Consider the following 23,795-nt stretch of genomic DNA (forward strand, 5'->3'; position numbering starts at 1 on the left):
ACCTGTTATGGCCCTCGTCAAAGCGTCTACTAAATCTTGTGCGGTCAATCCGCTGAAGATGAGCCAGCCGATCGGTGGAGCCTTCGCCTTTATGGGGTTGCGTGGGGCTATGCCGCTTCTGCACGGCTCGCAAGGCTGTACATCCTTCGGGCTCACGCTCTTCGTGCGCCATTTCAAGGAAGCGGTACCGCTGCAAACCACCGCTATGAGCGAGGTCGCAACCGTGCTCGGTGGCTACGAGAATCTCGAGCAGGCGATACTCAATATCCACAGCCGAGCCAAGCCAAAGATCGTGGGGATCTGCTCAACCGGGGTTACAGAGACCAATGGCGACGATGTCGATGCCTACCTCAAGCTGATCCGGGACAAGCATCCGCAACTTGCAAAATTGCCGCTGGTCTATGTCTCGACACCAGATTTCAAGGGAGCGTTCCAGGACGGCTGGGAGAAGGCTGTGGCGCGCATTGTGGAGGCGTTGGTCGAGGGGCCGGGCGTGAGTGGACTGCGCGACCCGTCCAAGGTGAATGTTCTTCCAGGATGCCACCTCACCCCCGGTGATCTAGACGAACTCCGGGCCATCCTGGAGGATTTCGGCTTGCGGCCGTCCTTTTTGCCGGATCTGGCAGGCTCGCTTGATGGGCATATCCCCGGTGAGTTTACGCCGACAACCATAGGCGGCATCGGCATCGACGAAATTGCGAGCATGGGACGCGCTCAATGGACGATCGCAATTGGCGCACAGATGCGACGCGCGGCGGAGGTCCTGCAGGCCAAGGCCGGCGTGCCATTTCGCCTGTTCGAACGGCTTTGCGGTCTCGATCCCAACGACGAATTTATCACCTTTTTGAGCGAGATCAGCGGCCGGCCCGTACCGGTGAAATATCGACGTCAGCGTGGCCAGCTCACCGATGCAATGCTGGACGCGCACTTCCATATTGGTGGTCGCAGAGTTGCGATCGCCGCCGAGCCAGACCTCCTGTTCGACCTATCCAGTATGCTGCATGACATGGGTGCGCAGGTGACCGCAGCAGTGACAACGACGCAGTCTGTCGTTATTAAGCGAGTCAAGGCCGAGGAGGTCCTCATTGGCGACCTCGAGGACCTCGAAGAACTCGCCGGAACCAAGCAATGCGACCTACTGGTCACGCATTCGCATGGCAGGCAAGCGGCGGCTCGGCTGAAAATTCCGTTCTATCGCGCGGGTTTTCCGATGTTCGATCGGCTTGGTGCAGGACACCAGCTATCCGTCGGCTATCGTGGTACGCGCGATATGATCTTCGATATCGCCAATCTCGTGATTGCTGACCGAGAGGAGAACCACCAGCCTACGCCGGATAGCTGGCGGGTTCCGGCCGCACTACCACGACGAGCCGGCCACAGCTCGCCTGGCACAGCTGAGAGGTCGATTGCATGAAGGTCGCCTTCGCTACGCAAGATCTCAGACGGGTCGATGCACATTTTGGATGGGCAAAGAACATCGCAATCTATGATGTCACGCCGGGCGGGCACGTCTTTCTTAAAGCAATTGAGTTCGAGGGCGATCTCAAGGAAGACGGCAATGACGATAAGTTGGCGCCGAAGATCGAGGCAATCAAGGATTGCGCAATTCTCTACGTCGCCGCCATCGGCGGTGCTGGTGCCGCGCGGGTGGTGGCCAACAAGATCCATCCCATCAAGGTGAGCAAGCCGGAAAGCATCTTGGAGCTGCTTGAAAAGCTTCAGGACGTACTGAAGGGAACGCCACCTCCCTGGCTGCGCAAGGCCATTGCCAAGGACCAGCGCCGCGCGTTTGAGTTCGACGAATGAGGTGAGATGACCGAAGAAATAGTGCGGCAGGGGAGCGGCATCGACGCACCGTTCCTCATGGAGCTGATCAAGATTTGGCGCGCTCAGGATGCCAACGGCGCCTGGACGAAGAAGAGCGATCTCGACCTGCTCGAACCCTATATCTTGGATAAGGAGAAGCGGCGCGCCCTACCGATTGTCGGCGATCCCGATCCCGACACGCTGTGGCGGCTTGAACTGTTCTTCGACGCGGTCGCACTCTCGATCGAGAGGGTCACCGGCGTGATGATCCAGCCCATTATGAAGCTGCATCATGAAGGCTTCGGCCGCGTGGTGTTGATCGCAGGGCGCCTGATCGCCGTGAACAAGCAGCTACGCGATGTGCATCGTTTTGGCTTCGTTAATCTCGTAAAGCTTGCACAGGAAGGCGACAAATATGTCAACGACGGAATCGACATGGTTCGCAGATTTCCGGACGTGGCGAACTATTGAGGGCGCTCATGAGTGATCGTGAAGCATTGAAAGCAGAACTGAAGAAGCTGTCAGGAAAGGCGCTGCAAGCCAAAATGGATTTGCACGACCTGTCGGAGGAATTGCCTGTCAACTGGGGCTCGATCATGACGGTTGCGGAGAAGGCGTACGATGCCTATGCCGAACTCGAGCGCAAGAGCCATGATTTGAAGGCGCTGGAAAATAACCGGAGGGGCTGACTTATGTCATTTGCAGCGCGCGATGGCCGCGAGTGGATACCGAAATACTTGACATCGATCGATGACAAGAAGTGCATCGGTTGTGGACGCTGTTTCAAGGTGTGCGGTCGAGATGTCATGACCTTGAAAGGAATCAGCGAAGAGGGTGAGCTTGTCGATCTAGACGATGACGCGGACAATGAGATCGAAAAGAAGATCATGGTTCTGAACGATGAGGGCGCCTGCATCGGCTGCGGCGCCTGCGCCAGGGTGTGCCCGGCCAATTGCCAGATCCACGCCTCAGCCGGTGCTGAAGTCGCCTGAGCGGAGGCCGCTTCGTCTGGCAGCAGAGAGAGGACACATGCACTCAATACGCCACGTGGGCCGGGGGGAGGTGACGCGCACGTGATCAGGTGAGCTCGCATGCCGATCAGGCGGCGTGCTCGAATGTCCGAGACCAAGATCAATTCCAAAAAATAGTTGATCGGTTGTTTTCGTGCTGGTCGAGCGCAGCAATGTCGAGCGCCACGTCTTGATTGCTCGTCCGCGACAACGGGCGCGTGGTTCGCCTATTGGGCGGGCCTTACGGTTGCCGAGTCGCTGCCCTTCTTCCGGGGAAGCGGCTTGCCGGCCCCGCAGTGGGCCGGTGCTGCAGTCAGGTTGTGGTCAGCTAGATTCTGTATTCTCATCGGCGGAGCTTGCGCGGCACGAGCTCGATTGCGTGCAATTCGCCGATAGGAGGGCGATCTGATGTATGGCAGAACCGTTGGCTCATCCAGCCAGTCCACAAGCGCTTATCAGGCTGATGATTCGAGCGAGGCGGGAGATAGCCCCCGTTTCGCGGAGACAGTTGGCCGCATGGAACGAGGTGGGTCGTCGTCGGGGGCGGCGGCGCCATACTCTCTGCGTTCCGATCCACCCATTATCAAAATCGACGAACAAGAAGACTTCACGGATCTCGTGGAGAGATACTTGCGTCGCGATATCAGGGACATCGCCGACAACCCACAAGAGTACTCTGAGTTTGTTTCGAGGAAAGCTGAGTGGGCTGCAACTGTTGCTGGAGCCTATGCCAACACTTACCACGACCCGAATAACCCCGCGAAGTTCTTCAGCTATCAGCTGGGTGACGAAAGTGTCGGCCTGCTAGCAGTGGGTGGCCCGGTCCGGATCAAGGGAGACCGGTTTCGAGAACAGTTCGGGCGTAACGATATCACGTCCGTAGTAGATCTACGCGTTACTCACCCGCTTGTCGAAAACGCAGGCGATATCCTGCTCGAGCATCAACTGCGATTGGACGGCGATCATCCATTGGTATTGTCGCGTCCTGCCCGATCGGGGATGGAGCCCCGTCTAGCTGAAATGGGTTTTGTTCACGTGGGTCGCGATCACTGGGTGCTCGACCCTCACCAGAATCCCGAAGTGTGGACGAAGAACGAGAACAACGAGTGGCAGCGAGTAGGCAAGCCTACAAAATATCTTTCCAAGGTCGAAGAAGCCCGCAGCGGTCGTCGAGAGAGCGTTGAGACGGATTCATCTGACGATGATCCTTCGTTTTATTTGGAGCGTGAACTTCGACGAATGGCTGTTGAAGACGATTCGGAATAATGGGAGTGAGGCGGAACTGATGGGTTTTTCGCCCTGGCTCGCGTACGAGCAGAAGGCGTAGCTTGAAGGGAGCGCGCGTCATAGTCGCGCTCCCTTATGCTTGCCAGATGCCGGTTCGCGAGTTGGTTGGTGGAGTTGGGCCGGCCTTGTGTCATACGTGCCGGGGGGCCTGCTTCGCCGAGCCAGCAGGGCCGTGGTGTGCGGTTTGAGAGAGGACCTGCTTTAATCCGGCTTTTGAGCGGAATCTGAGGCAAATGCGGGAACCGATTGTGCTCACGATGTCAGTACTTCCGTTGAATCTGGTATCACTGAACGGGTCGCGAAGTTGGCGATCGTGAATATCGTTCTGCGACGGCTGGCGCGAGGTGCCCCATCGGGTGTGCGACCAAACGAGCGTTCCAGCATACGATCGAGCGTCTTGTCGGGCTCGTCCAGCAAATGGACGAAATTATCAGTACAATAGAACATCAGTTTTATAGAGACCCCGTTTTATAGAGACCCTGGGAGTACCAATGCGCGTACGCTGGGAAGACGGAATGGATCCCCTACGCCAGGAGTAACGAGCTGCGCACGCGCTTGCGGTTCTGCTAGCCGGTCAAGTCGTGCGGCACCGCTAAGGCTGCGCGTTGGGCTAAGAGAAGGCCGAGCAGAACTCCGACGGTTCTTGCAGCACAAGGCACAGCAACACTGCAGAGCCCTTGCGATAGGCGAGCAATGAATGCAAGTAGATGCTATTTACGCGATTTGTGGTTTTAACGACATTCCGAGCCGCAAGGCCATGGGATTCCACCTTATGGTCCTCGATCATGACGGCAATCACCGGCCGTGGCCCATCGTTGTCGTACGCTGGGGTAAGAAGGTGCTTGGCTATCTCAATAGATGCCCGCACAACGGCGTTGCTTTGGACTGGGAACGAAACGAGTTCCTCGATCCAGACGGCGTCCGGCTGATGTGCGGCAAACACGGATCCACCTTCGAGCTCGGAACCGGGCTGTGCGTCGATGGTCCGTGTAAGGGCAGAACGCTCACGCCAATCGCCTTGACAGTGCTGGATGGCGATATCTGTGTCGTCGGCGTGCGTCTTGTCGAAGACGATGCGTCCCGGAACGAATGACGTCCGCGCTCAGACCGGCCGGTTCTCGTTGCGGTTTTTTACCGGCTCCATCCTCTCCAGCCCGTCTTCATAGGAGATCTCGTCGTAGGGTAGATCGAGAGCCTTCGCCGCATCGAGGAGGTAATCAAGCTTGCCGCCCGCATCCAGCTTCTTGAGGTCGTCCTTGTTGAGCCCGACCAGGTCCATCATCTCCTTCCAAACAGTGGATTCATCGCACGGCAGGACGTGGAAGGTAATGCCACCGAGCTTGATGTGGTACTTCGCCAGCAAATCGACGTTGTTACAGAATAAGAAATAACTGCCCTTTTGGCTTAACGCACCGTCAAGCACGGCCGCGACGTCAGCAAGATAGGCGAAGGAGTGCAGGTAGCCGGCCAGCACCGGGATAGTACGTTCTCCGTCCTGCGCGATCGTCAGAACCTGTTCGATCGAATAGTCCGGCGGCCGCTTCTCGTCCGCGACTTGCGTCTGAAATTTTAGTGCTATGTCGCCGCGAAAGCCAAACCGGCCCGGCTTGGTCGTCCCGCCCTTGAGTACAGCATTGAGCAGGCGGCCCTCCTTCTCAAGTCGACCGAGTGCGGTGTTCTCGATTGCAGTCATTAAATTCGTCCTCGATTTGAGCTTTTCACCGGCGCGCTGACCGATGCCAGGTGCGATGCAAATTGCTTGCCGCCGCCTCTGTAACGACCTCCAGCCGTGCGGTGAAACAAAACGCCTATGCGAGAGGCGATCGTCCCAGGCAGCGTTGTCACAAACTCGACACCGGCGCTGATGAAGCCGACAGATGCGACCAAAAAAACGTAAGCGGGATCAGGCTGTGCACGCTGGCACATGACTTGCCATTGTCGGGCAGACCTAAGCTCATGAGAGGGTAAGCCATGATCAACCTGACAGATAGCGCAGTGAGTGCCATCAAAGGCGCGATGGCATCATCAATGCACCCGACCGGCGGCCTGCGCATTTTGGTCGAAGCAGGCGGCTGCAATGGGTTCAAATACAAGATGGGCTTGGCCGAGGTGCCGACGCTTGGTGACACCGTGATCGAATGCGGGGGTCTGAAGGTATTTGTCGACAGCAAGAGCCATGAGCATCTGATCGGCACGACCATTGATTTCGTCCTGGCGCCGGATAGTTCCGGATTCATCTTTCAAAACCCGAACGCCGCCGCGAGCTGCTCCTGCGGCAAATCGTTCAGCTGATAAAGAGGAAACATCGCACCATGCTGGCCGAACCGGAAGAAGTATGGCAATCGTCGGCTGCGAGAGCGCTTCGCATTCGCGACGCAATCGAACAGATGCGAGCGGATCTGCATGGCGATCGCGGCGATCGTCGGCTCATCCGGACCAATAGCCACAGGACCATCGCCAGTCTGAACGGCGCATCCGCGTTCTGTAAGCTTCCTAGACTAACGCTGGACCGCATTCAGACGGGGCTGATCGACAAAATAGGCGAATGCGTTCGTCTCGTCCCGATTGCGGCTGTCGGCGAGGCCCTGGATTGAGTGGGACCCAAGTGCCGATTTACCTCGACAATAATGCAACGACCCGGACCGATCCATCCGTCGTGCAAGCCATGTTGCCGTTCTTCACAGAGCAATTCGGCAACGCTTCATCCACGCATGTCTTTGGCGGCGAGGTCGCAGTCGCCTTGAAGCAGGCCCGGGGTAGCTTACGGCGGTTACTAGGCTGCGCATACGATCATGAGATCGTTTTCACCTCAGGAGGGACCGAGGCCAACAACGCCGCGATTCTCTCTGCGCTTGCGACCCAAGAGGGCCGCGACGAGATCGTCACCACCTCGGTCGAGCATTCTGCCATTCTTGCCATAACGGAGCAATTGGGGGCACGCGGAGTCAAGACGCATGTCGTACCGGTAGATTCCCGCGGCCGGCTCGATATCGAGGCGTTTCGCAGCGCGCTCGGGCCGCGGACAGCGATTGCTTCCGTTATGTGGGCCAACAACGAGACCGGTACGATATTTCCTGTAGAGTTCCTTGCAGGGTTGACCCATGAGGCGGGCGCGCTGTTTCACACCGATGCGGTCCAGGTCGTCGGCAAGATGCGCGTAGACCTTAAGGACAGTGCGATCGACATGCTGTCGCTATCCGCGCACAAACTGCATGGACCCAAAGGCATCGGCGCGCTATATCTGCGCAAGGGGACAAGTTTCCGACCGCTGATCTGGGGCGGATCACAGGAACGACGGCGCCGCGGCGGAACGGAGAATATTCCCGCAATCGTCGGCCTTGGAAAGGCTGCAGAGCTTGCGGCGGAGCGGCTCGAACCTGAGCGCGTTCGCATTGCTGCGTTGCGCGACCGCCTGGAGCAGGGGATACTGCACATTGGTCAGTGCATTGCGCTCGGCGATATCAGCAACCGGCTGGCGAACACGACCAATATTGCCTTCGACCATCTCGAAGGCGAAGCGATCGCCCACCATCTCAATCGGGCCGGCATTGCTGTGTCGCTCGGATCAGCCTGCAACGCGGGCTCAATGGAGCCATCGCATGTCTTGCAGGCCATGCGGGTGCCGGCGTGGAGCATGCGCGGTGCGGTGCGCTTCTCGCTATCGCGAGAAACCTCATTCGCGGAGGTCGACGAGGTCGTGTGCGCCGTGTCTGACATCGTGGCTCGCCTGCGCGCCACTTCGCGGGAGTCGGCCCGCTTGGCCAGCCATGATTCACAGTCAAGGAGTTCAACGTGAAAATCATGATCCGCCGGTCTCCGGACGCGGGCCTGTCGATCTACGTACCAAAGAAAGATCTCGAAGAGCCGATCGTCGAGTCCGAATATGAGACCCTCTGGGGCGGGTGGATCAAAATAGCCAATGGCTGGGTACTCGATTTGCCCAAGATGGCGAGCGATACAAAATTACCGATCACAATCGACGCTAAAAAGCGGAGCGCGGACGGAGAGGATCCGTGAAGGGGCCTCGGCGGATCGACTTTGTCGATGCAGCCGATGCCAAGACCATTCTCGCGGACATCGCTGCCGGGTTAAGGGCTGCGCGCGTGGTGCCCTATCTCGGTCCTGGCCTCACCGGACTGTCCAGATCCGATGTGCCGGCCACGCCCGAGGCGCTGGCCGACTTCTTCGCCAGCAAGATTGCGCTGCCTCGGCGGACCAAAGGCAATGCGTGGGCGTCGGCGCAGCATATCGAGGTCAGCAAACATCGCTCTACGCTGACGACATTGATGGTGCAGGCCTTCGCTCGATCAGCGGAGCCGACGCCGTTACATCATCATTTCGCGTCCCTGTCGCTTCCCGTCATCGTCGATGCATGGTACGACGGCGCAATGCGCGCCGCGCTGCGCAAGCGCGAGGGCTGGGGTGAAGTTCAGGGCATTACCCGTGCCGGCATTGGCGAGAATCGTTGGTACCGCTTCTATGATTTCTCTGGCCAAGAGGTCGACAGTGCCGTGGCTGGTAGCTGGGCGACAGTGCTCTATAAGCCGCATGGCAGCGTGCATCCAGCCAACAACTTCCTGATCTCCGATGCTGACTATGTCGAGGCCTTGACCGAGATCGACATTCAGACGCCAATTCCGGACATCATCAAGGAAAGGCGGAGCGGACGGGCCTTTCTCTTCATCGGTTGTCGCTTTAACGACCAGCTGTTGCGTGGCTATGCGCGGCAGATTATCAAGCGCTCGGGTGGCCCCCACTATGCGATCGTCGATCCGGACACGCTGTCGCGCAACGAGTTCCGTTTTCTACTCGAACAAGGTCTGGCGCCGCTTGCGATTCGGCTCCCTTGCGCGGTTGAGATACTGCTCACCCGTTAGATGTGGGAGGCTGGATAGCCCAACTGGTATCGCCAGTTGTGAGTGGGGGCGGCGCACGAAAGGCCCGCTCAGATGGAGCCGGGTGTTGCGCGCGCTCTGGCGCCATCCTTGACGCGCCAGCCCGCGAAGCTCTGAGTGAGGATGGAGACGCATCTGTCGCATTCTTAACAAGCGTATCATTGCCGCTCTTACATGTCTCAACGTCGGCCGGGTCCGCTAACGCTATGACAAACCGACGAAAGTTCGTCTTCTGCGCCGTGGCATGTGAGTTGCTACGCCTCGTCTAGAGGCTCGCTCACGGATGGTCCTGGGAAGCCAATGTGCCTGCGGGGAAAAAGAGAATGAATGCGGTCGTGGGGGGCGGAGGTTACGCCAAAGCTGCGCTGGATAACGACACGATGATGCAGTCTGCCGCTGAGCAAAAGGGTTATCGCACCGCAGCCAAGACCGCCCAGGCAGGCTGCGGGTCACGGACAAGCCAAGGCGATCTGCCGAGCGAAATCTGGGAAAAGGTGAAGAACCATCCCTGCTACAGCGAAGAGGCGCATCATCATTACGCCCGAATGCATGTGGCGGTCGCGCCGGCCTGTAACATTCAGTGCAATTACTGCAACCGCAAATACGACTGCGCCAATGAATCTCGCCCGGGCGTGGTGAGCGAGAAGCTCACCCCCGAGCAGGCGGTGAGAAAAGTGCTCGTGGTCGCGACCACCATTCCGCAGATGACCGTGCTCGGAATCGCTGGTCCCGGCGATGCTCTCGCCAATCCAGAAAAGACGTTCAAGACATTCGAACTGGTCGCCAAGGCGGCGCCCGACATCAAGCTGTGTCTGTCGACCAACGGACTGGCTCTGCCGGACCATATTGACACGATCGTCAGGTCCAGAATCGACCACGTCACCATCACTATCAACACGATCGATCCCGAAATCGGCGCCAAGATCTATCCCTGGATCTTCTTCAACCATAAACGCTACACCGGCATCGATGCGGCGAGGATACTCACCGACCGTCAGCTGCAAGGACTGGAGATGCTTAGCGAACGGGGGATCCTGTGCAAGGTTAACTCGGTGATGATCCCCCACATCAACGATCAGCACCTGGTTGAGGTCAACAAGGCGGTGAAGGCGCGCGGTGCCTTCCTTCACAATATCATGCCGCTGATCTCCGCGCCTGAGTACGGCACGGTGTTTGGCCTAAACGGTCAGCGGGGGCCGACGGCGCAGGAATTGAAGACGCTGCAGGATGCTTGTGAAGGGAAGATGAACATGATGCGGCATTGTCGCCAGTGCCGTGCTGATGCTGTCGGACTGATCGGAGAGGATCGGAGCGCAGAGTTCAGTGCCGATCAGATCATGAAAATGGACGTCAAATATGACGTTGCTACGCGCAAGGCTTATCAAGACAGGGTAGAGGACGAGCGGGCCGCCAGCGTCGTGGCCCACCAACAAGAGCTTACACAGTTCGCCGCCGAGACGAGCGCGATCACGGTTCTGGTGGCGGTCGCAACCAAGGGCTCTGGACTCATCAACGAGCACTTTGGGCATGCAAAGGAATTCCAAGTATACGAACTTTCTACATCCGGCGCCAAATTCATCGGTCACCGTCGCGTCGACGTCTACTGCCAGGACGGTTATGGCGAGGAGGACAGGCTTTCGACCATCATTCGTGGCATCCATGACTGCCATGCGGTGTTCGTGGCCAAGATCGGTGGCTGCCCAAAAAGCAACCTGATCAAGGCCGGGATTGAGCCGGTTGATCAATACGCGCATGAGTTCATCGAGAAGTCGACGATCGCCTGGTTCAGGTCCTATCTCGACAAGGTGAAGAGCGGCGATGTTCAGCACGAGGAGCGCGGCGACGCCGCGATCCGCCAGGGAGCTCTGATCTCCGCGGCGTAAGGGGGGTATATGCCATTCAAGATCATCGCCTCTCAGTGTACCAGCTGCTCAGCTTGCGAACCCTTATGCCCGAACGTTGCCATCTCGGAAAAGGGAGGAAGCTTTGTCATCGAAGCGACGAAATGCACCGAATGTGTTGGCCATTTCGACGAGCCGCAATGCGCCGCGGCCTGTCCGGTCGACAATACCTGCGTAATTGACACGTCCTTACCCCGCTATCAGGCGCCAGCTTAGGATGCGAGCTTCCATGAACGGCATGCCAAGAGCTGGGGCTGAAAAATTTGCAAACTTCGTGCGGCGCGTTGTCAACACCGCAGGTCTCGACCTTCGCGTCTCCCCTCGCGAAGGCGGCTGCTCCGGATGTCCCTGCGATCGTGCTGCTGCTCGCCGGCAGCGGAGCGTTGGCAGGCATTTCATTTGGCGCGGCAGGCCAAAAACGCCTCTCAGCTCCGAGCGTAGGCTTCTGGGCCGCGCCATTATCGTTGATGTGACTGACGAGGTCACGCTGATCGGCGCATGCCCGGCGGGATCAGCCTTACCGAGCCGCAACATCGCGGAATGCGCCGGGCGAACGAAGCTGCCGATGACCTTCGAGGCAGCAGCCAGGTCGCCATTTGCCGGTCAGGGAGCGCTGATCGCGCGCACTTTGTTCGGCGAAGTCCCGGGCCAAGTCTGGCGGATGGTTAACGCGACTGATGCTGCACTTGATCACGCCGATATCATCATGCCGCGGTTGCATCCCGCCGTGTTGAAGGACCTCGCCGGCCTGCCGCTATGGGCACGCAATCGGGAAGAAGGGACGAGGCCGCGACCAAGCTGCTCGAACTCGAACCGGATGACACGATCGGTACCGAATCGTTCGCGGACGTCCTGGAGCGGAGGAGCCAATCCGAAGATCGACCACATTGGCAACGCCGCCCTGGGGCATCACTCCAATTACAGAGCCTGCGCTCGTCCATCGCGCAAGAGGGGCTGCGACTGCGGGTGTTCGGCTATTTGCGCAAATGATTGTGCCGGCTACGTCTCCAGCACGTCTCCCGGCGGAATCCCGCGCTCAGCAATGGCGGCACTTGGCGCGCAGACGTCGAGGTCTGAGCGATCGTGTCCACGCAGGCTAATGCCGTCGTCTTATCGTCGATGCTTGATGGCCATAGAAGCCTCGTCGCCCCAGCCGCAACATCGTTTCGTACGGGGAAATGATGCCGATGCTGACCGACAAGGAACTGGCGACGTCCTCGTGCGCCACTTCACCCCGCAGCTCCGCAATCAATCGATCTGCGCTGAGGGCGTCCAGTTCCGCCACATCGTACCGCGTCGCGCTGCCGTTGCGGGGCTACTTGGTGTAGCTACGGGCCGATACGCTAGAGCGCGGCTAGATACCGCAGAACGGCTGTCACTCGGAGCGCGAACTGCCCTACAGCGACATCCTGGTCAGCACGTCGACACGAACTGGCGAACCGCATTGCGGTGAGCGAATCGGCTGAGTGCGGCGAGGGATGAGCACAATTGTGGAGGATGTCTCCTGGTCGGACCGGCAGCACCCCTGATGTCTACCAGCCAACGATGCATGAGGAGCGCTACATGAGCGGTATTGTTCGCGACAGCGACGTCGTCGAGCTCGACGAGCCGCCTGTCTTCAGTTTTAGCCAAAAGGTGCGAGCCAATCGCACCATCCGGAATGATGGCACCTTTCGTGGCAAGGAGATTGGCGACATCTTGGTCAAGAAGGGAGAGGTCGGTTACGTCATCTCGATCGGGACATTCCTGCAGCAGTTCTACATATACGGTGTCGAGTTTCTGGAAAGCGGCTACCGCGTTGGCATGAAGCGCAAGGAACTCGTGCCGGTGGATGCCTGCGAGGAGATCGATGATCTGCCATTACCGGAGGAGGCCGTGTCGTGAGTGAACTCGGCTTTCTGAAATATCGGCGGGGCCAGCGGGTTAAAACCACAGTCGATATCATCAACGACGGCTCTTTTCCCAATGCGGAGCCTGACGGCGTCTTGCTCGGCGCCGGAGTGGCCGGAGAGATCATCAGGGTTGCCATCCATACCGATGCGAACGTTCCGATCTATACTGTCGATTTTGGAGAACGGTTGCTCATCGGCTGTCTTGAAGAAGAAATCACAGGTCTTTGAAGGGAGGCTTTCGCGATGAATGCCGGGCTGATGAGGAAGGTCAAGACCGGGCTGGTGGCGCACCCCAACGAGCTTGATCGCAAGCGGATCGAGCGCAGCTTGAGCTCCCGTACGCGCTATCTCTACGTCTCGCCGAAGGTGACACCGGTGAAAGGCGGCTACCTCGTCGAGAGCCCCTGTTGCTCGCGCAATATTGACAAGGACGGCGCGCTAATCGACGTCGCGCTGATTCTTTTTGATCGCGTGAGCGGAATTTGGAAGGTGTTTTGCAAGAACCACGCCCAAGGAATCTGGGAATTTTACAGCCTGTATCACCGCCTGACTTCAGCGATCGACGAAGTGAACGCGGATCCGGAGCGTCTGTTCTGGCAATGAGGGGCGGCTTTTGAGGGGTCACAGAGGAGCCACGATGACGCTCACTGCGCAGGAATTGATTGAAATCGAGCAGCTGCTTGCGGCCGACAGGGCCGAGGAGGGGCCGTTTGTCGAGGTGCGGCGCCGCTTTCCGCAGCTTGCTTGTGTGCGCTGTGACGCGTCGGATATGCCGGATCAGCCATTCCGGCAGTTTGTGCGTTTCGATCTCCATCTGATCGATGGATCGGATCACTGCGTGCAGATTACGGCCGATCCGGCACGGGCGACCGGTATCATATTGGCCAAAAGGAGCGCTGCGCAGTGAGCGGCACTGAGCTCGCAGAGCATCCGTGCGATGGCGCGCACAATGTGGAGAATAACGCATCCTTTATCCCACTGTCGGACCCGGATATTACCGTCGCTGAGCTCTCTGCAGTTGAAACCCTGCTGTGTTCGTCGCAGATCTCCAGCGGGCGGATCACTGAGGCGTTCGAGCAGGCTTTCGCGGTCTATCTGGGCCGCAAACATGCCGTTGCGGTTTCGAGAGGTACGATTGGGCTCCTGCTTGCACTCAAGGCGCTCGGGATCGGAGCGGGACATGAGGTCATCGCCTCGCCCTACGCTTTTCGCGAAACAGCGCATGCCATCAGTCTCGCAGGCGCACGGGTGGTATTTGCCGACGTCGAGTATTGGTCGGGAACATTGGTTCCAGCGAAGGTCGAAGAGAGCATTACGGCCTGCACGCGGGCGATTGTCGCCGGCAATCCCAACGGTCATCCTGCGCCATGGGCAGAACTGCGGACGGTCGCACAGCGCCACCGGCTGCTGCTGTTGGAGGATTCTACCGAGGCGATCGGGTCGAGCTACAAGGGGGAGCTCGTCGGCCGATTTGGCGACCTGGCCGTGTTCGACTTTGCCCAGCCGGTAGCCCTAAGCTGCGGTGAAGGCGCAATGGTGGTGACGGATGACATCGATATTGCGCTTGGGTTGCGCCGCCATCGCGCCCACCGCCTGGACGAGCGATTCTCAGTCGTCGTCGCGAGCACAGCACCTTACCAGGCTGGCATCAGCGATCTCACGGCTGCCTTGGGGCTGGCGCAGCTGAAGCGTCTCAATGAAATCCTGGAGCGGCGTCGGCTCATCGAGCAGCTCTATAACGCGCATATCCAGTCATTTGAAGGCATCAAGCCGCCTTATGTCGGTCCCGATGTGACGGATGTGAACTGGATGCTCTATCTCGTTCAATTGGGGACACGCTTCACGCGATCCGGTCGGGACGCCATCATCGATGATCTGCGCGCCGCCCAGATTCAGTCCGCTGCCTACAGCCAGCCGTTGCATTTGCAACGCCACTATTTTGACCTCGGCTATCGCCGTGGCGATTTCCTGGTTACCGAAAAGGTCGCCGATCGCGCTCTAGCGCTGCCGTTTCACACCCATCTCACGAACAAGCAGATCGCGTTTATCGTGGAGACCATGAAAGATGCCTCGATCAACGTGGGCGCAGGTGCGGCGATCTACTGAGATGATCTTTGTGCACCACATGAAAGGAGGATTGATTGAGCACAATCGTAGCTCTGGGCGTGCGCGAGATGAGAAATCAATTGATCGCATGTCATGCGATGCCCCGCGGGCGGATAGATATCCGCATAAATGCGGAACACGTCGCATGCCGCTGCATCATGTACTGTTCGGGAAGCTGCGGGAGAAATGCTCCAGCCTCGCGCTCGCAGAAAGCCTGCTCGATCGTCGCAAAGTGTCGTGCCCACGCCGTGGTTTAAGGCCTACGCGCCAAGATGCTCGAATCCGAGCACGCCATTCTCGGTTTCGGCTGGGGTGTCTCGAGTTAGTCAAACAGAGATTACTATGAACATACAAGAAGTCATCATTCACGTCCGCTTCGCTCCGAATGGAAGGGTGGTCCAGATCAGCGAGCGCCCGGCAAAGCTCACGCCGAACCAATGGTTCGAAGTTCTCAACGCCCGCGCTAGCTCGGCATATCGACCGCTCGCTCGTGGCCGTGGCATCTTCCGATTGAGCCGTACTACGGTCGAAGCCTTCAAGCAGGAAACTGCGAGGCCGGGATGAGCCAAGCGATGATCGGGAACCCAATGGGCGATCAGATCGAGGTTTTTACCGTCTGTCCGGCCGATGCCATCGAGCGGAGTGGCGCCAGGGGCTTTAGCCTGTCGCGTATCGATGATAGCGGCGAAAGCCGGTTGTTTTCCATTATTGTGGTGCGCACCTTAGGCGACGACTATTTTGGCTATGTGAACCGTTGTCCGCATGACGGCGTCTGGCTGAACATTGGCTCCGGCGAGTTTTTCTCGGCAGACCACTCCTTTCTCAGATGCGGCCGGCATGGTGCAAGGTTCGAGATCGAGACCGGAGTGTGCATCGAGGGTCCCTGCAATGGACAAGCGCTTGAGCCGGTAGCGCTCGCTGTGATCGAAGGTGACGTTTGCCTATGCGGCGTCGAGCTGCTGGAGGAAGATCGGGCTTCCGAGCGCTTCGAGGACAGCGAAGAAACAATGGATATCACGATCCATCCGGATTGACGGCGTATCATTTGGCTGCTGTTCAAGTTGGCTGAGGGATTTTATCGGAGGACGAAATCGTCGCTCCTAAGCGTTGGTGCAGATGGGTATTTGCTCTCTTAGCTTATCAGAGCAAACGGCAGTCCAACGCCTTGCTGCCGGGCGCCAGCGAGCTCTGCCGTACCAACAAAAGGTGCTCTTACGTCAACTCGCCAAATGGATCTCGCAGGCGGGACCTGCTTCTTGCTGCCGGCCGATAGAACATGTTCAAGAAATGTCCTCGGCGGCTGGAAGTCCGCCGAGGACACCGTCTGGGCTGCGAGAATGGGGAGACCCAGACTGACAGGATCGTTTGGGAGGAACAATGACGATCCTGTGTCAGAAGCTTTTGGCCGTCAGCGACGGCTGGCTTATTTTCTGGGCTGCAATTGCGATGCCAAACGCCTCAATGCGACCTCTCAGCGAGTAGCGCCGCGATCTCCGGGGGCCGCCGGTTTACGGACGCATGCATGAATGAACACGCATTCGCTGTTCGGCATTGAGGCGGCAAGTGCGCCTTGACGGTATCGTGGAGGGCTGTGGGCGCGATCCAGGATCGCTGTGTTGCCGGTTTCGTGACGGCCGAGCAAGTCCAGGCAGCTTAACCTATAGCCTTGAACGCGGGTCTGCGTTCACTCTGACTGTCGGGGCGTTTGCGCCAGGCGCTATCCTGTTGAGGTAAACAATAGATCGGAAACAGCGGAGCGCACATCATGCGTGCGAACGGCTGAAGCAGAATGGGGGGCGTCAAACGCGAAGGCGACGATTGTCCTGTCCAAAACAGAAGAGAAACGACATTGTCGGAACTCCAGCATCAACGATGAGGAGCGCCTCGGCAGAACAAGAGATGTCGTAAAAATGCGAGGATTCTGCATTTGGTGTGGAACTTGCTTTGCAGCAATCGGATGGTTGAGCAATGTAGGAGCGAAGAGATTGCGATGGTAGGAGAAGACGTTGAAACGAATCAGGAAGGTTGTGCCAGACGTGAGTGATCTGTGGGTAATCTTCAGCGTTTACAATTAGTGTTGCGTTCGCTCATTTCGCCTGCGTTCGCAGGCGCGCATCGAAATCAGTAGCATCAATCTATCGATGCGGCGTTCGACAGCAAGAGACCCTGTGAGGGCGATGCGGGCCCGGGCCATGTCTCTTTCGGAATCGCTCGCATTGATCACAGGATAAGCGCATGGACTCAGAAACCGAATTCGAGCTCCCCCAAATTTATCGGCATCATGTCTTTGCCTGCAACACGCAGCGTCCGCCCACTCATCCCCACGGCAGTTGCGGCGCCTCTGGCGCGCAAGCATTGTGGGATCGAATGGGCAAGGCGATCGAAGCGCAAGGCCTTAACGATATCGGTTTCACGATGGCTGGCTGCCTCGGCTATTGTAACTCCGGTCCCTTGATGGTCGTCTATCCTGACGGAATCTGGTACCGCGCGACTACGCCGGAAGACGTCGACGAAATCCTGGAATCCCATCTCAAGCAGGGTAAACGTGTCGACCGCCTCGTGATGGTGCTAAAGCGCAGCTAAAAAACGCCTTGCTTCGCGCCGCTTGGCCGGGCAATCAAGCATGGACGGCTTCTCCGTCGATGAGCTGTCCCTCGGTACGTCGGTCGGCTCAGGATGACCGGGTGGCCCTCAGGCGTCAGGACGTGCGAACAGCGCGTCATGGAGCTTGTCGTTATGGCGCTCTTTGAGATGTTCGGTGAGACGGGCCCAGATTAGAGCGCTGCTCGTGCCCGTGCCCTGAACCTTGAGCGTCAACTCCCTTGTCAGACTATCATTGTCACGGCGCAGCGCGGAGCCTTGAATTTTCAGCCCCGATCGGCAACTTGCACGGTCGCAACGCCTGACAAAGCAAGAACGTGTTTCGATGGCTGTTCGATCAATCTGTTCGCGTCACTTAATACTGTCCCTACGCAGCACGTCGCAAGCGCAAGGTGCGGATGGCGCTCACTTTCTTCGCGAGACGACGCGTCTTTGACACGCCATCTCGCTCGCGGATGAACTGCGGTGCGGTTGAAGGACGCGCTCGATGGCTCGCCGCGTCCGGATTGATCAACCTTGTCTTCTTCTCTGGATCCTGTTCTGACGTCAGAACTTGTAAGCGATGCCGCCGCTGATGAGCCATGGGTCGATATTGGCGCGCCCGGAGACGGGAATCGCATTGTTTACGGTCGCAGAATAGTTGGGCCGCAGCCACAGCTTCTTCACGTCGAAGTTGAGGCCCCAATGACGGTCAAGCATGTAATCGAAGCCAAATTGGACTGCTGCGCCGAACTGGTTGCTGATGTGCAGATCCGTCACGGTAAGGCCGGCGAGCGACGTATTGGCCGCCGACTGATTGAAGAATGTGGTGTAGTTGATGCCTGCGCCGATATAAGGCTTCAGTGGGCCGAAATCGTTGAAGTGATATTGCAGGGTCAGCGTCGGCGGCAATAGCCAGGCTTTGCCGATATCGAGTCCATTAAGCGTGCCATTGCCGCTGATGTGATGGCGGGTCACGCCGAGAATGAGTTCGGCCGCGATGTTCTTTGTAAAGAAATAGGTGATGTCGAGCTCCGGTATGGCTTGATCGCTGATCAACAGACCGGAGTTGGGAGAAGACAGCGAGGGTACCCCGGAGACGTGGACTGAACTGCCTGCGGTATCCGGCAAAACGCCGAGCACTCGCAGGCGGATCATCCATGGATTGAACGGTTCGATCGGGGGTGCTTTGTAATAAACCGGCGCCGGACCGAGATCTGCAGCCTGTGCCGAGATGCTGGCCAGCGAGATCGCGAGCGTGAGGAGCGACGTCGTCGTCAGAATTGTTGTTGTTCTCATCGAATTCTCCATTCCAAAAGTCGCGCGATAAGGCGCGCGAGATCTCTGTCACACATGACGAGCGGCGGAGGATTTGATGCGGATCAAAATAGTGGCGGGCTCACCGGAATTATGCGGCTGAGTTGCATAAGAAGCACGGCTATCGAAGCGTCGTTGTCTTTGCTTGATAGCTGTTCGATTCATAGTCCGTGCTGAGTCCAATCTCTTCAGGAGATTGTTTGTTGGCTTGATGCCCCGATCCAATCGATGCCCGTTGGGCCATGCAAAATCAAAGTGGCAATGCAGCAACCCCGCACATTGCAGGGCCGGTAGAGGCAGCATTCACCCGAGGCGCAATATCGGCAGATCCGTGTTACGGAACAGCCAGGTTGGCCTTCTCAGCGAGGGTCCGAGTTGGCGGTCACGAACCAAGCCGGAAGCAGAAAAATATGGTTCTTCGCATCAAAGCCGTCTGTCCTAGCCTCACGTTTGCGGACAGCGCGTCTCGTTTGCGTCATGCACACATCCCTCGAGATCATCTGGGGTCTTGCGGCCAAGCAGCGACAGCACGAGCTCATGATCGAATCCGGCGCATCGTGATCCATCGACGTCGATCAAAGGTCTGCGTATCAGGAGCGGATCGTCTAACATCAACGCCAGTGCGCGCTGGGCGTCAATCATGGCGGGATTGACTTCGCCTGATTTGATACGGGGGGCCGCTTGGTTGAACCAGGAGGCAACCGGGGTATTGCCGAAGAAGCGGCGCAGTTCTTCTGAAGACCACGGCTCCATCAAAATATCCTTGGCTATGATGTCGTGACCGGCAGCGTTGAACGCTTGAATCTGACGCGCATTGGTTGCGCAGCCGGGCTTTTGATAAAAAGTGATTGTCGCCATGTCATACCTATGTTGGTGGCGCTGAGCTGAACACTGGCCATGTCGCTGCTGCGTTCGACGCCCATTCGATGGTCTTGCCGATTATCTTCAATGTCAGTTGGCTAAGCGCCGCTGGCATCCGCTGTCCCGTCAGTCTGGATCGCAACCGACATTGTCGCACCGCTCAAGTCCCAGAGAGCCGGTTCACGAGAGGAGTAGCAAGTCCCATTCCGTGGCTGAAGATATGGGACAACCGATGCAAATGGGCTTCGCGTCAGCGGTTGCCGCTCTTGTTCGTTTTCTGACAGCCGCGCTGACAGATAGGTTCCAAAACAGCCAGGCGCACTCGCGGGCAGGTGGCTTTTTAAATGTAATCAAAGACTTGGGCAGCGCTTACGAGCGTTGGCACGGCGGTTGCTAATATCGGGCAGCAACACTGAGTGAGGGCTGAGTGCACGCCGACGCGTAAGACGAGCGATGTGCTCCTTCCCTTGAACCCGTGTGCCCCGTTTCTGAGAGAGAGAAACAAGCTCGCGCGTCAGAAGCGCGCAACTTTTGGCAAATCGGTTGATGGAGAGCAACATGTCTTCACTAAGGCAAATCGCGTTCTACGGAAAAGGTGGCATCGGCAAGTCGACGACTTCCCAGAACACGTTGGCGGCGCTGGCCGAGATGGGTCAGAAAATCCTGATTGTCGGGTGCGATCCTAAAGCGGACTCGACGCGCTTGATCTTGCACGCCAAGGCGCAGGACACGATTCTGAGCTTGGCGGCGAGCGCCGGCAGCGTGGAGGATCTTGAACTCGAGGACGTGATGAAGGTCGGCTACAAGGACATCCGTTGCGTGGAGTCCGGTGGTCCTGAGCCGGGCGTCGGCTGCGCCGGTCGTGGCGTCATCACTTCGATCAACTTCCTCGAGGAGAACGGCGCCTATGAGAACATTGATTACGTATCCTATGACGTGCTCGGCGACGTCGTTTGCGGAGGCTTTGCGATGCCAATCCGTGAAAACAAGGCGCAGGAGATCTACATCGTGATGTCCGGTGAAATGATGGCCATGTATGCCGCCAACAACATTTCGAAGGGTATCCTGAAATACGCCAACTCGGGCGGTGTGCGGCTGGGCGGCCTGGTCTGCAATGAACGACAGACGGACAAGGAGTTGGAACTGGCGGAGGCGCTGGCCAAGAAGCTAGGCACTCAGCTGATCTACTTCGTGCCGCGCGACAACGTGGTGCAGCATGCCGAACTCCGCCGCATGACGGTGCTCGAGTATGCGCCGGATTCGAAGCAGGCCGATCACTATCGCAATCTCGCTACCAAGGTTCACAACAATGGCGGCAAGGGTATCATTCCGACACCGATCTCCATGGACGAGCTCGAGGACATGCTGATGGAGCATGGCATTATGAAGCCGGTCGACGAATCCATCATCGGCAAAACTGCCGCCGAACTCGCGGCCTCGTAAAGGTCGTGAGTCGCGGCCTTGTGAAGGCGCGCGACGGATGCCGGCCTCCTCACCCCCCATCCGGGGAGGCCGGTATTCTGATCAGCGCTCCCGGCCGGGACCAGGACGCGGCGAGGCAAACCTGGCCGCTATAGAGACCCACAAAATCATGTCCGAAGTGCACGTCCTTCCGTTTATGGCTGCTTGCGAGCCTGATGCGAGCAGTTCCAACGGAATTGTAGCCTACCGCCTCCTCACCGGCGTACCTCCTGCGGATGCCGACATTGCCAGTGACAGTCATTTCGACCGCCACGCTTTGGCATCTATTCTGGCGGCTGCCACGATGGATGGTGGCGCTCTTCCGGAGAAGACTGGCCTATCGGGCGATGAACTCGCGGCTTTGCTCGCGCAGTACTTTCCCTCACTCGAGGTCGAACTTCCCGATGAGCTCCTGAGGTACAAATGCAACGAGAACGACGAAATCGCAATGGTGCGCGATCTTCTCCTGAAGCACCGCTCGACGGAAGGAGATCTCGGCCGCTGGCTGGCTGCCATGATCGCCCGACGAGCCATCGAACCAGACCATCTATGGGAAGATCTCGGATTGCGCAATCGTGGCGAGCTCTCTCGGCTGCTCAGCCGTCACTACGCGCCGCTCGCCGCGCGCAATGTCAACAATATGCGTTGGAAGCGTTTCTTCTATCGCATGCTTTGCGAGGATGAAGGCCTCGCGATGTGCACAACACCAGTGTGCACGCAATGTAACGACTTCAACCTTTGTTTCGGCGAAGAAAGCGGTGAGAGCCGGATGGCCGAGCGCCGGCGCGACCAGTTGCTGGAGGCGGCTCGCCAGCAGGTCACCGCTGATTGGCCCATCTGACTTGCCACAAATGTTCTCGTGCGTTGCAGCGCGACAACGCTTCCAGGATCTGGCGATCCCCGCGGCATGTCATCGTGCGGATAAATGCCGCTTTAATGCGAGCAAGTGACCATGGATCCAAGACATGCCGGCCTGAATTGCTCCGGGATCAATCGCCAACCTCGCGGCGCGCTGCAATCGCCTTGGCTTTCGAACTCGACTTGGGAATGGCAAAAGCGCCCGTTTCATGAGCCAGTCGCGTTTGCGGCAATCCATTGGCGGGAGGAGGTTAAGGAAGGAAGCGTAGATTTTCAATCCGTTTGCAGGGATAGCGCAGTGGCATGCGGGTTGCACAAGAGGATGTGGTCAAAGATAAGGAGCCAGCCTGCGTGATCGCCTCTAGCGAAGAACCCTCATGGTTCGATCAAGAACGCGCGAAGCCGACCGTGCTTAACGATACGACGCTAAGGGACGGGGAGCAGGCGCCCGGTGTTGCGTTCACCACGAAGGAAAAGCTGGCGATCGCGCGGGCGCTTGCGCGGGCCGGGGTCACGGAGATCGAGGCGGGAACGCCCGCGATGGGCAATGAGGAAATCACAGCAATCCGCGCCATTGTCGAAGCAGATCTTCCGCTGACGACGATAGGCTGGTGCCGGATGAGGAAAGCGGACGTCGATGCGGCGATTGAAGCCCGGGTGTCCATGATCAACATGTCGACCCCGACTTCCGATGTGCAGATCGCAGCCAAGCTCGGTGGTCATCGCAGCCTGGCACTGGAACAGGTGAGGCAATTGGTCGGCTATGCTCGTGAGAAGGGGCTTCAAGTTTCTGTTGGTGGCGAGGAGCTTCGCGCGCCAACGTCGAGTTTCTGATCCGGTTGATTGCAGTCGCAAAAGCCGCGGGCGCGTGTCGTTTTCGTGTTGCAGATACGCTCAGTGTGCTCGATCCCGACGCAACCTACGCGCTGGTCAGGAAACTGCGTGTGACCACCGATTTGGAACTCGAATTTCACGGCCACGACGATCTCGGACTCGCAACCGCCAATACACTCTCAGCCATCAAAGCTGGCGCTAGCCACGCTTCGGTGACCGTCATCGGGTTAGGCGAGCGGGCCGGAAATGCGCCGCTCGAGGAAGTCGCGGTCGCACTCAAGCAGCTCTACGGGCGCGAGACCGGCATCATACTTCCGGAGCTCGAGAACGTCGCCGCACTGGTGGCTGCGGCGGCCGCGCGTGCCATTCCTCTGAATAAGGCCATCGTTGGAGAGTACGTATTTACGCACGAATCCGGCATTCATGTCGATGGCCTTTTGAAGGATCAGCGCACCTATCAGTCGCTTGATCCGGCTTTGCTTGGCCGCCGCAACCGCTTTGTGATCGGCAAGCATTCCGGACTTGCGGCGATTACGGCGTTGCTCGATGAACTCAAGCTGGCCGCCAGCGCCGATCAAGCCAGACAGATCCTGTCGCAAGTTCGCAAGCATGCGATCGAGCACAAGCTGCCAGTCGAGCGCAAAACGGTGGCGGCGATCTGGCGCGACGTGTGCGGATGCCCAGCCACCCAAAGCGGGTGAAGAGCCGTGCTTAGCGACGTTTGCGCCGACTATTCGAGAGACCAAGTGTGTCGCAAGGAGGCTATCCGATGCCACTGACCGGCGCGAAAATGCCCCTCTTCCTCAGGCCAGTTCGCCGCCGCAAATCTCCGCTCCAGTTATTGCGGACCATTCCAGCATACATGCTGTGATCTGCAATCCGGCAGCGAGCGGTCCGCGGACTGCCAAGCGACGTCTTCTCTTGAGGCTGCCGTCCCGCCCGACCACCGGTCGGACGAGCATCAGCACCGATTGCGGTTTGGCCGTT

General features: G+C 58.3%; 26 protein-coding genes and 1 pseudogene. 24 read left to right on the forward strand and 3 right to left on the reverse strand.

Annotation, left to right across the window (positions count from 1 at the left end; all coding sequences use genetic code 11):
* Positions 1 to 7: 7 nt before the first annotated feature.
* The 7 genes from nifN to AKN84_RS10655 all read left to right on the forward strand — a co-directional run bounded on the left by nifN (position 8) and on the right by AKN84_RS10655 (position 5,196).
* Complete coding sequence (gene nifN, locus AKN84_RS10625) at positions 8 to 1,414, forward strand: nitrogenase iron-molybdenum cofactor biosynthesis protein NifN (RefSeq protein WP_050420669.1); 1,407 nt, start codon at positions 8 to 10, stop codon at positions 1,412 to 1,414.
* Entirely contained in the window at positions 1,411 to 1,806 is a 396-nt protein-coding gene (gene nifX, locus AKN84_RS10630) for a nitrogen fixation protein NifX (RefSeq protein WP_050420670.1), read from the forward strand. The genes nifN and nifX overlap by 4 nt, the downstream gene beginning before the upstream one ends.
* Before the next feature lie 6 nt (positions 1,807 to 1,812).
* Complete coding sequence (locus AKN84_RS10635; protein WP_050420671.1) at positions 1,813 to 2,277, forward strand: NifX-associated nitrogen fixation protein; 465 nt, start codon at positions 1,813 to 1,815, stop codon at positions 2,275 to 2,277.
* Between the two features lie 8 nt (positions 2,278 to 2,285).
* Positions 2,286 to 2,495, forward strand: a complete 210-nt coding sequence (locus AKN84_RS10640; RefSeq protein ID WP_050420672.1) for a CCE_0567 family metalloprotein — start codon at positions 2,286 to 2,288, stop codon at positions 2,493 to 2,495.
* A 3-nt stretch (positions 2,496 to 2,498) separates the two neighbouring features.
* Positions 2,499 to 2,798: a ferredoxin III, nif-specific gene (gene fdxB / locus AKN84_RS10645; protein WP_050420673.1), complete on the forward strand. Its 300-nt coding sequence runs from the start codon at positions 2,499 to 2,501 to the stop codon at positions 2,796 to 2,798.
* 426 nt (positions 2,799 to 3,224) lie between these two features.
* A complete protein-coding gene (locus tag AKN84_RS10650) occupies positions 3,225 to 4,082 on the forward strand; it encodes a host specificity protein (protein WP_244485013.1) in 858 nt (285 codons plus the stop codon).
* A gap of 718 nt (positions 4,083 to 4,800) precedes the next feature.
* Positions 4,801 to 5,196 (forward strand): Rieske (2Fe-2S) protein, encoded by a 396-nt coding sequence (locus AKN84_RS10655; protein WP_050420674.1) that lies wholly within the window; start codon positions 4,801 to 4,803, stop codon positions 5,194 to 5,196.
* Between the two features lie 9 nt (positions 5,197 to 5,205).
* On the opposite strand, the gene AKN84_RS10660 is transcribed toward AKN84_RS10655, so the two are convergent.
* Entirely contained in the window at positions 5,206 to 5,796 is a 591-nt protein-coding gene (locus AKN84_RS10660) for a hypothetical protein (RefSeq protein ID WP_050420675.1), read from the reverse strand.
* Positions 5,797 to 6,074: 278 nt separating this feature from the next.
* Here AKN84_RS10660 and AKN84_RS10665 point away from each other — a divergent pair, with 278 nt between their 5' ends.
* The 14 genes from AKN84_RS10665 (at position 6,075) to AKN84_RS10730 (ending at position 17,480) form a co-directional block, all read left to right on the forward strand.
* Positions 6,075 to 6,395 carry a HesB/IscA family protein gene (locus tag AKN84_RS10665; protein ID WP_050420676.1) on the forward strand — a complete coding sequence of 107 codons (321 nt, stop codon included), beginning with the start codon at positions 6,075 to 6,077 and terminating at the stop codon, positions 6,393 to 6,395.
* 20 nt (positions 6,396 to 6,415) lie between these two features.
* Positions 6,416 to 6,697, forward strand: coding sequence for a hypothetical protein (locus tag AKN84_RS44920; protein WP_128970649.1), 282 nt, complete (start codon positions 6,416 to 6,418; stop codon positions 6,695 to 6,697).
* A complete protein-coding gene (gene nifS / locus AKN84_RS10670) occupies positions 6,649 to 7,899 on the forward strand; it encodes a cysteine desulfurase NifS (RefSeq protein ID WP_050420677.1) in 1,251 nt (416 codons plus the stop codon). The genes AKN84_RS44920 and nifS overlap by 49 nt, the downstream gene beginning before the upstream one ends.
* Positions 7,896 to 8,120, forward strand: coding sequence for a putative nitrogen fixation protein NifT (gene nifT, locus AKN84_RS10675; RefSeq protein ID WP_050420678.1), 225 nt, complete (start codon positions 7,896 to 7,898; stop codon positions 8,118 to 8,120). Before nifS ends, nifT begins: the two co-directional genes overlap by 4 nt.
* Positions 8,117 to 8,980, forward strand: a complete 864-nt coding sequence (locus AKN84_RS10680; protein WP_050420679.1) for an SIR2 family NAD-dependent protein deacylase — start codon at positions 8,117 to 8,119, stop codon at positions 8,978 to 8,980. Before nifT ends, AKN84_RS10680 begins: the two co-directional genes overlap by 4 nt.
* A gap of 341 nt (positions 8,981 to 9,321) precedes the next feature.
* Positions 9,322 to 10,881, forward strand: coding sequence for a nitrogenase cofactor biosynthesis protein NifB (gene nifB, locus AKN84_RS10685; protein WP_050420680.1), 1,560 nt, complete (start codon positions 9,322 to 9,324; stop codon positions 10,879 to 10,881).
* 9 nt (positions 10,882 to 10,890) lie between these two features.
* On the forward strand, positions 10,891 to 11,115 hold the full coding sequence (locus tag AKN84_RS44925) for a 4Fe-4S binding protein (RefSeq protein ID WP_128970651.1): 225 nt from the start codon (positions 10,891 to 10,893) through the stop codon (positions 11,113 to 11,115).
* 1,347 nt (positions 11,116 to 12,462) lie between these two features.
* A complete protein-coding gene (locus AKN84_RS10695) occupies positions 12,463 to 12,783 on the forward strand; it encodes a nitrogen fixation protein NifZ (RefSeq protein WP_050420795.1) in 321 nt (106 codons plus the stop codon).
* Positions 12,780 to 13,019 (forward strand): nitrogen fixation protein NifZ, encoded by a 240-nt coding sequence (locus AKN84_RS10700; RefSeq protein ID WP_050420682.1) that lies wholly within the window; start codon positions 12,780 to 12,782, stop codon positions 13,017 to 13,019. Before AKN84_RS10695 ends, AKN84_RS10700 begins: the two co-directional genes overlap by 4 nt.
* A 15-nt stretch (positions 13,020 to 13,034) precedes the next feature.
* The gene (locus tag AKN84_RS10705; RefSeq protein ID WP_050420683.1) at positions 13,035 to 13,394 is read left to right on the forward strand and encodes a DUF3024 domain-containing protein; all 360 of its coding nucleotides are present in this window, start codon (positions 13,035 to 13,037) and stop codon (positions 13,392 to 13,394) included.
* 34 nt (positions 13,395 to 13,428) lie between these two features.
* Positions 13,429 to 13,698 carry a DUF6129 family protein gene (locus tag AKN84_RS10710; RefSeq protein ID WP_050420684.1) on the forward strand — a complete coding sequence of 90 codons (270 nt, stop codon included), beginning with the start codon at positions 13,429 to 13,431 and terminating at the stop codon, positions 13,696 to 13,698.
* Positions 13,699 to 13,742: 44 nt separating this feature from the next.
* Entirely contained in the window at positions 13,743 to 14,897 is a 1,155-nt protein-coding gene (locus tag AKN84_RS10715; RefSeq protein WP_050420796.1) for a DegT/DnrJ/EryC1/StrS family aminotransferase, read from the forward strand.
* Positions 14,898 to 15,457: 560 nt separating this feature from the next.
* The gene (locus tag AKN84_RS10725) at positions 15,458 to 15,931 is read left to right on the forward strand and encodes a Rieske (2Fe-2S) protein (RefSeq protein ID WP_244485014.1); all 474 of its coding nucleotides are present in this window, start codon (positions 15,458 to 15,460) and stop codon (positions 15,929 to 15,931) included.
* A 1,201-nt stretch (positions 15,932 to 17,132) separates the two neighbouring features.
* Positions 17,133 to 17,480 carry a (2Fe-2S) ferredoxin domain-containing protein gene (locus tag AKN84_RS10730; RefSeq protein ID WP_050420686.1) on the forward strand — a complete coding sequence of 116 codons (348 nt, stop codon included), beginning with the start codon at positions 17,133 to 17,135 and terminating at the stop codon, positions 17,478 to 17,480.
* Positions 17,481 to 18,044: 564 nt separating this feature from the next.
* Here AKN84_RS10730 and AKN84_RS10735 read toward each other — a convergent pair.
* Entirely contained in the window at positions 18,045 to 18,776 is a 732-nt protein-coding gene (locus AKN84_RS10735) for an OmpW/AlkL family protein (RefSeq protein WP_050420798.1), read from the reverse strand.
* Between the two features lie 462 nt (positions 18,777 to 19,238).
* The gene (locus AKN84_RS10740; protein WP_050420687.1) at positions 19,239 to 19,652 is read right to left on the reverse strand and encodes an ArsC/Spx/MgsR family protein; all 414 of its coding nucleotides are present in this window, start codon (positions 19,650 to 19,652) and stop codon (positions 19,239 to 19,241) included.
* A 561-nt stretch (positions 19,653 to 20,213) separates the two neighbouring features.
* On the opposite strand from AKN84_RS10740, the gene nifH reads away from it, so the two are divergent.
* From nifH to nifV, 3 genes and pseudogenes are all read left to right on the forward strand, one after another.
* Positions 20,214 to 21,098 (forward strand): nitrogenase iron protein, encoded by an 885-nt coding sequence (gene nifH / locus AKN84_RS10745; protein WP_050403050.1) that lies wholly within the window; start codon positions 20,214 to 20,216, stop codon positions 21,096 to 21,098.
* A 148-nt stretch (positions 21,099 to 21,246) separates the two neighbouring features.
* Positions 21,247 to 21,957, forward strand: coding sequence for a nitrogen fixation protein NifQ (locus AKN84_RS10750; RefSeq protein ID WP_128970653.1), 711 nt, complete (start codon positions 21,247 to 21,249; stop codon positions 21,955 to 21,957).
* A gap of 320 nt (positions 21,958 to 22,277) precedes the next feature.
* A pseudogene (gene nifV, locus AKN84_RS10755) lies at positions 22,278 to 23,509 on the forward strand (homocitrate synthase).
* The last annotated feature ends 286 nt before the right edge of the window (positions 23,510 to 23,795 follow it).

Source organism: Bradyrhizobium tropiciagri (genome assembly GCF_001189845.1).
In the GTDB taxonomy this organism is placed as follows: Bacteria; Pseudomonadota; Alphaproteobacteria; order Rhizobiales; family Xanthobacteraceae; genus Bradyrhizobium; species Bradyrhizobium tropiciagri.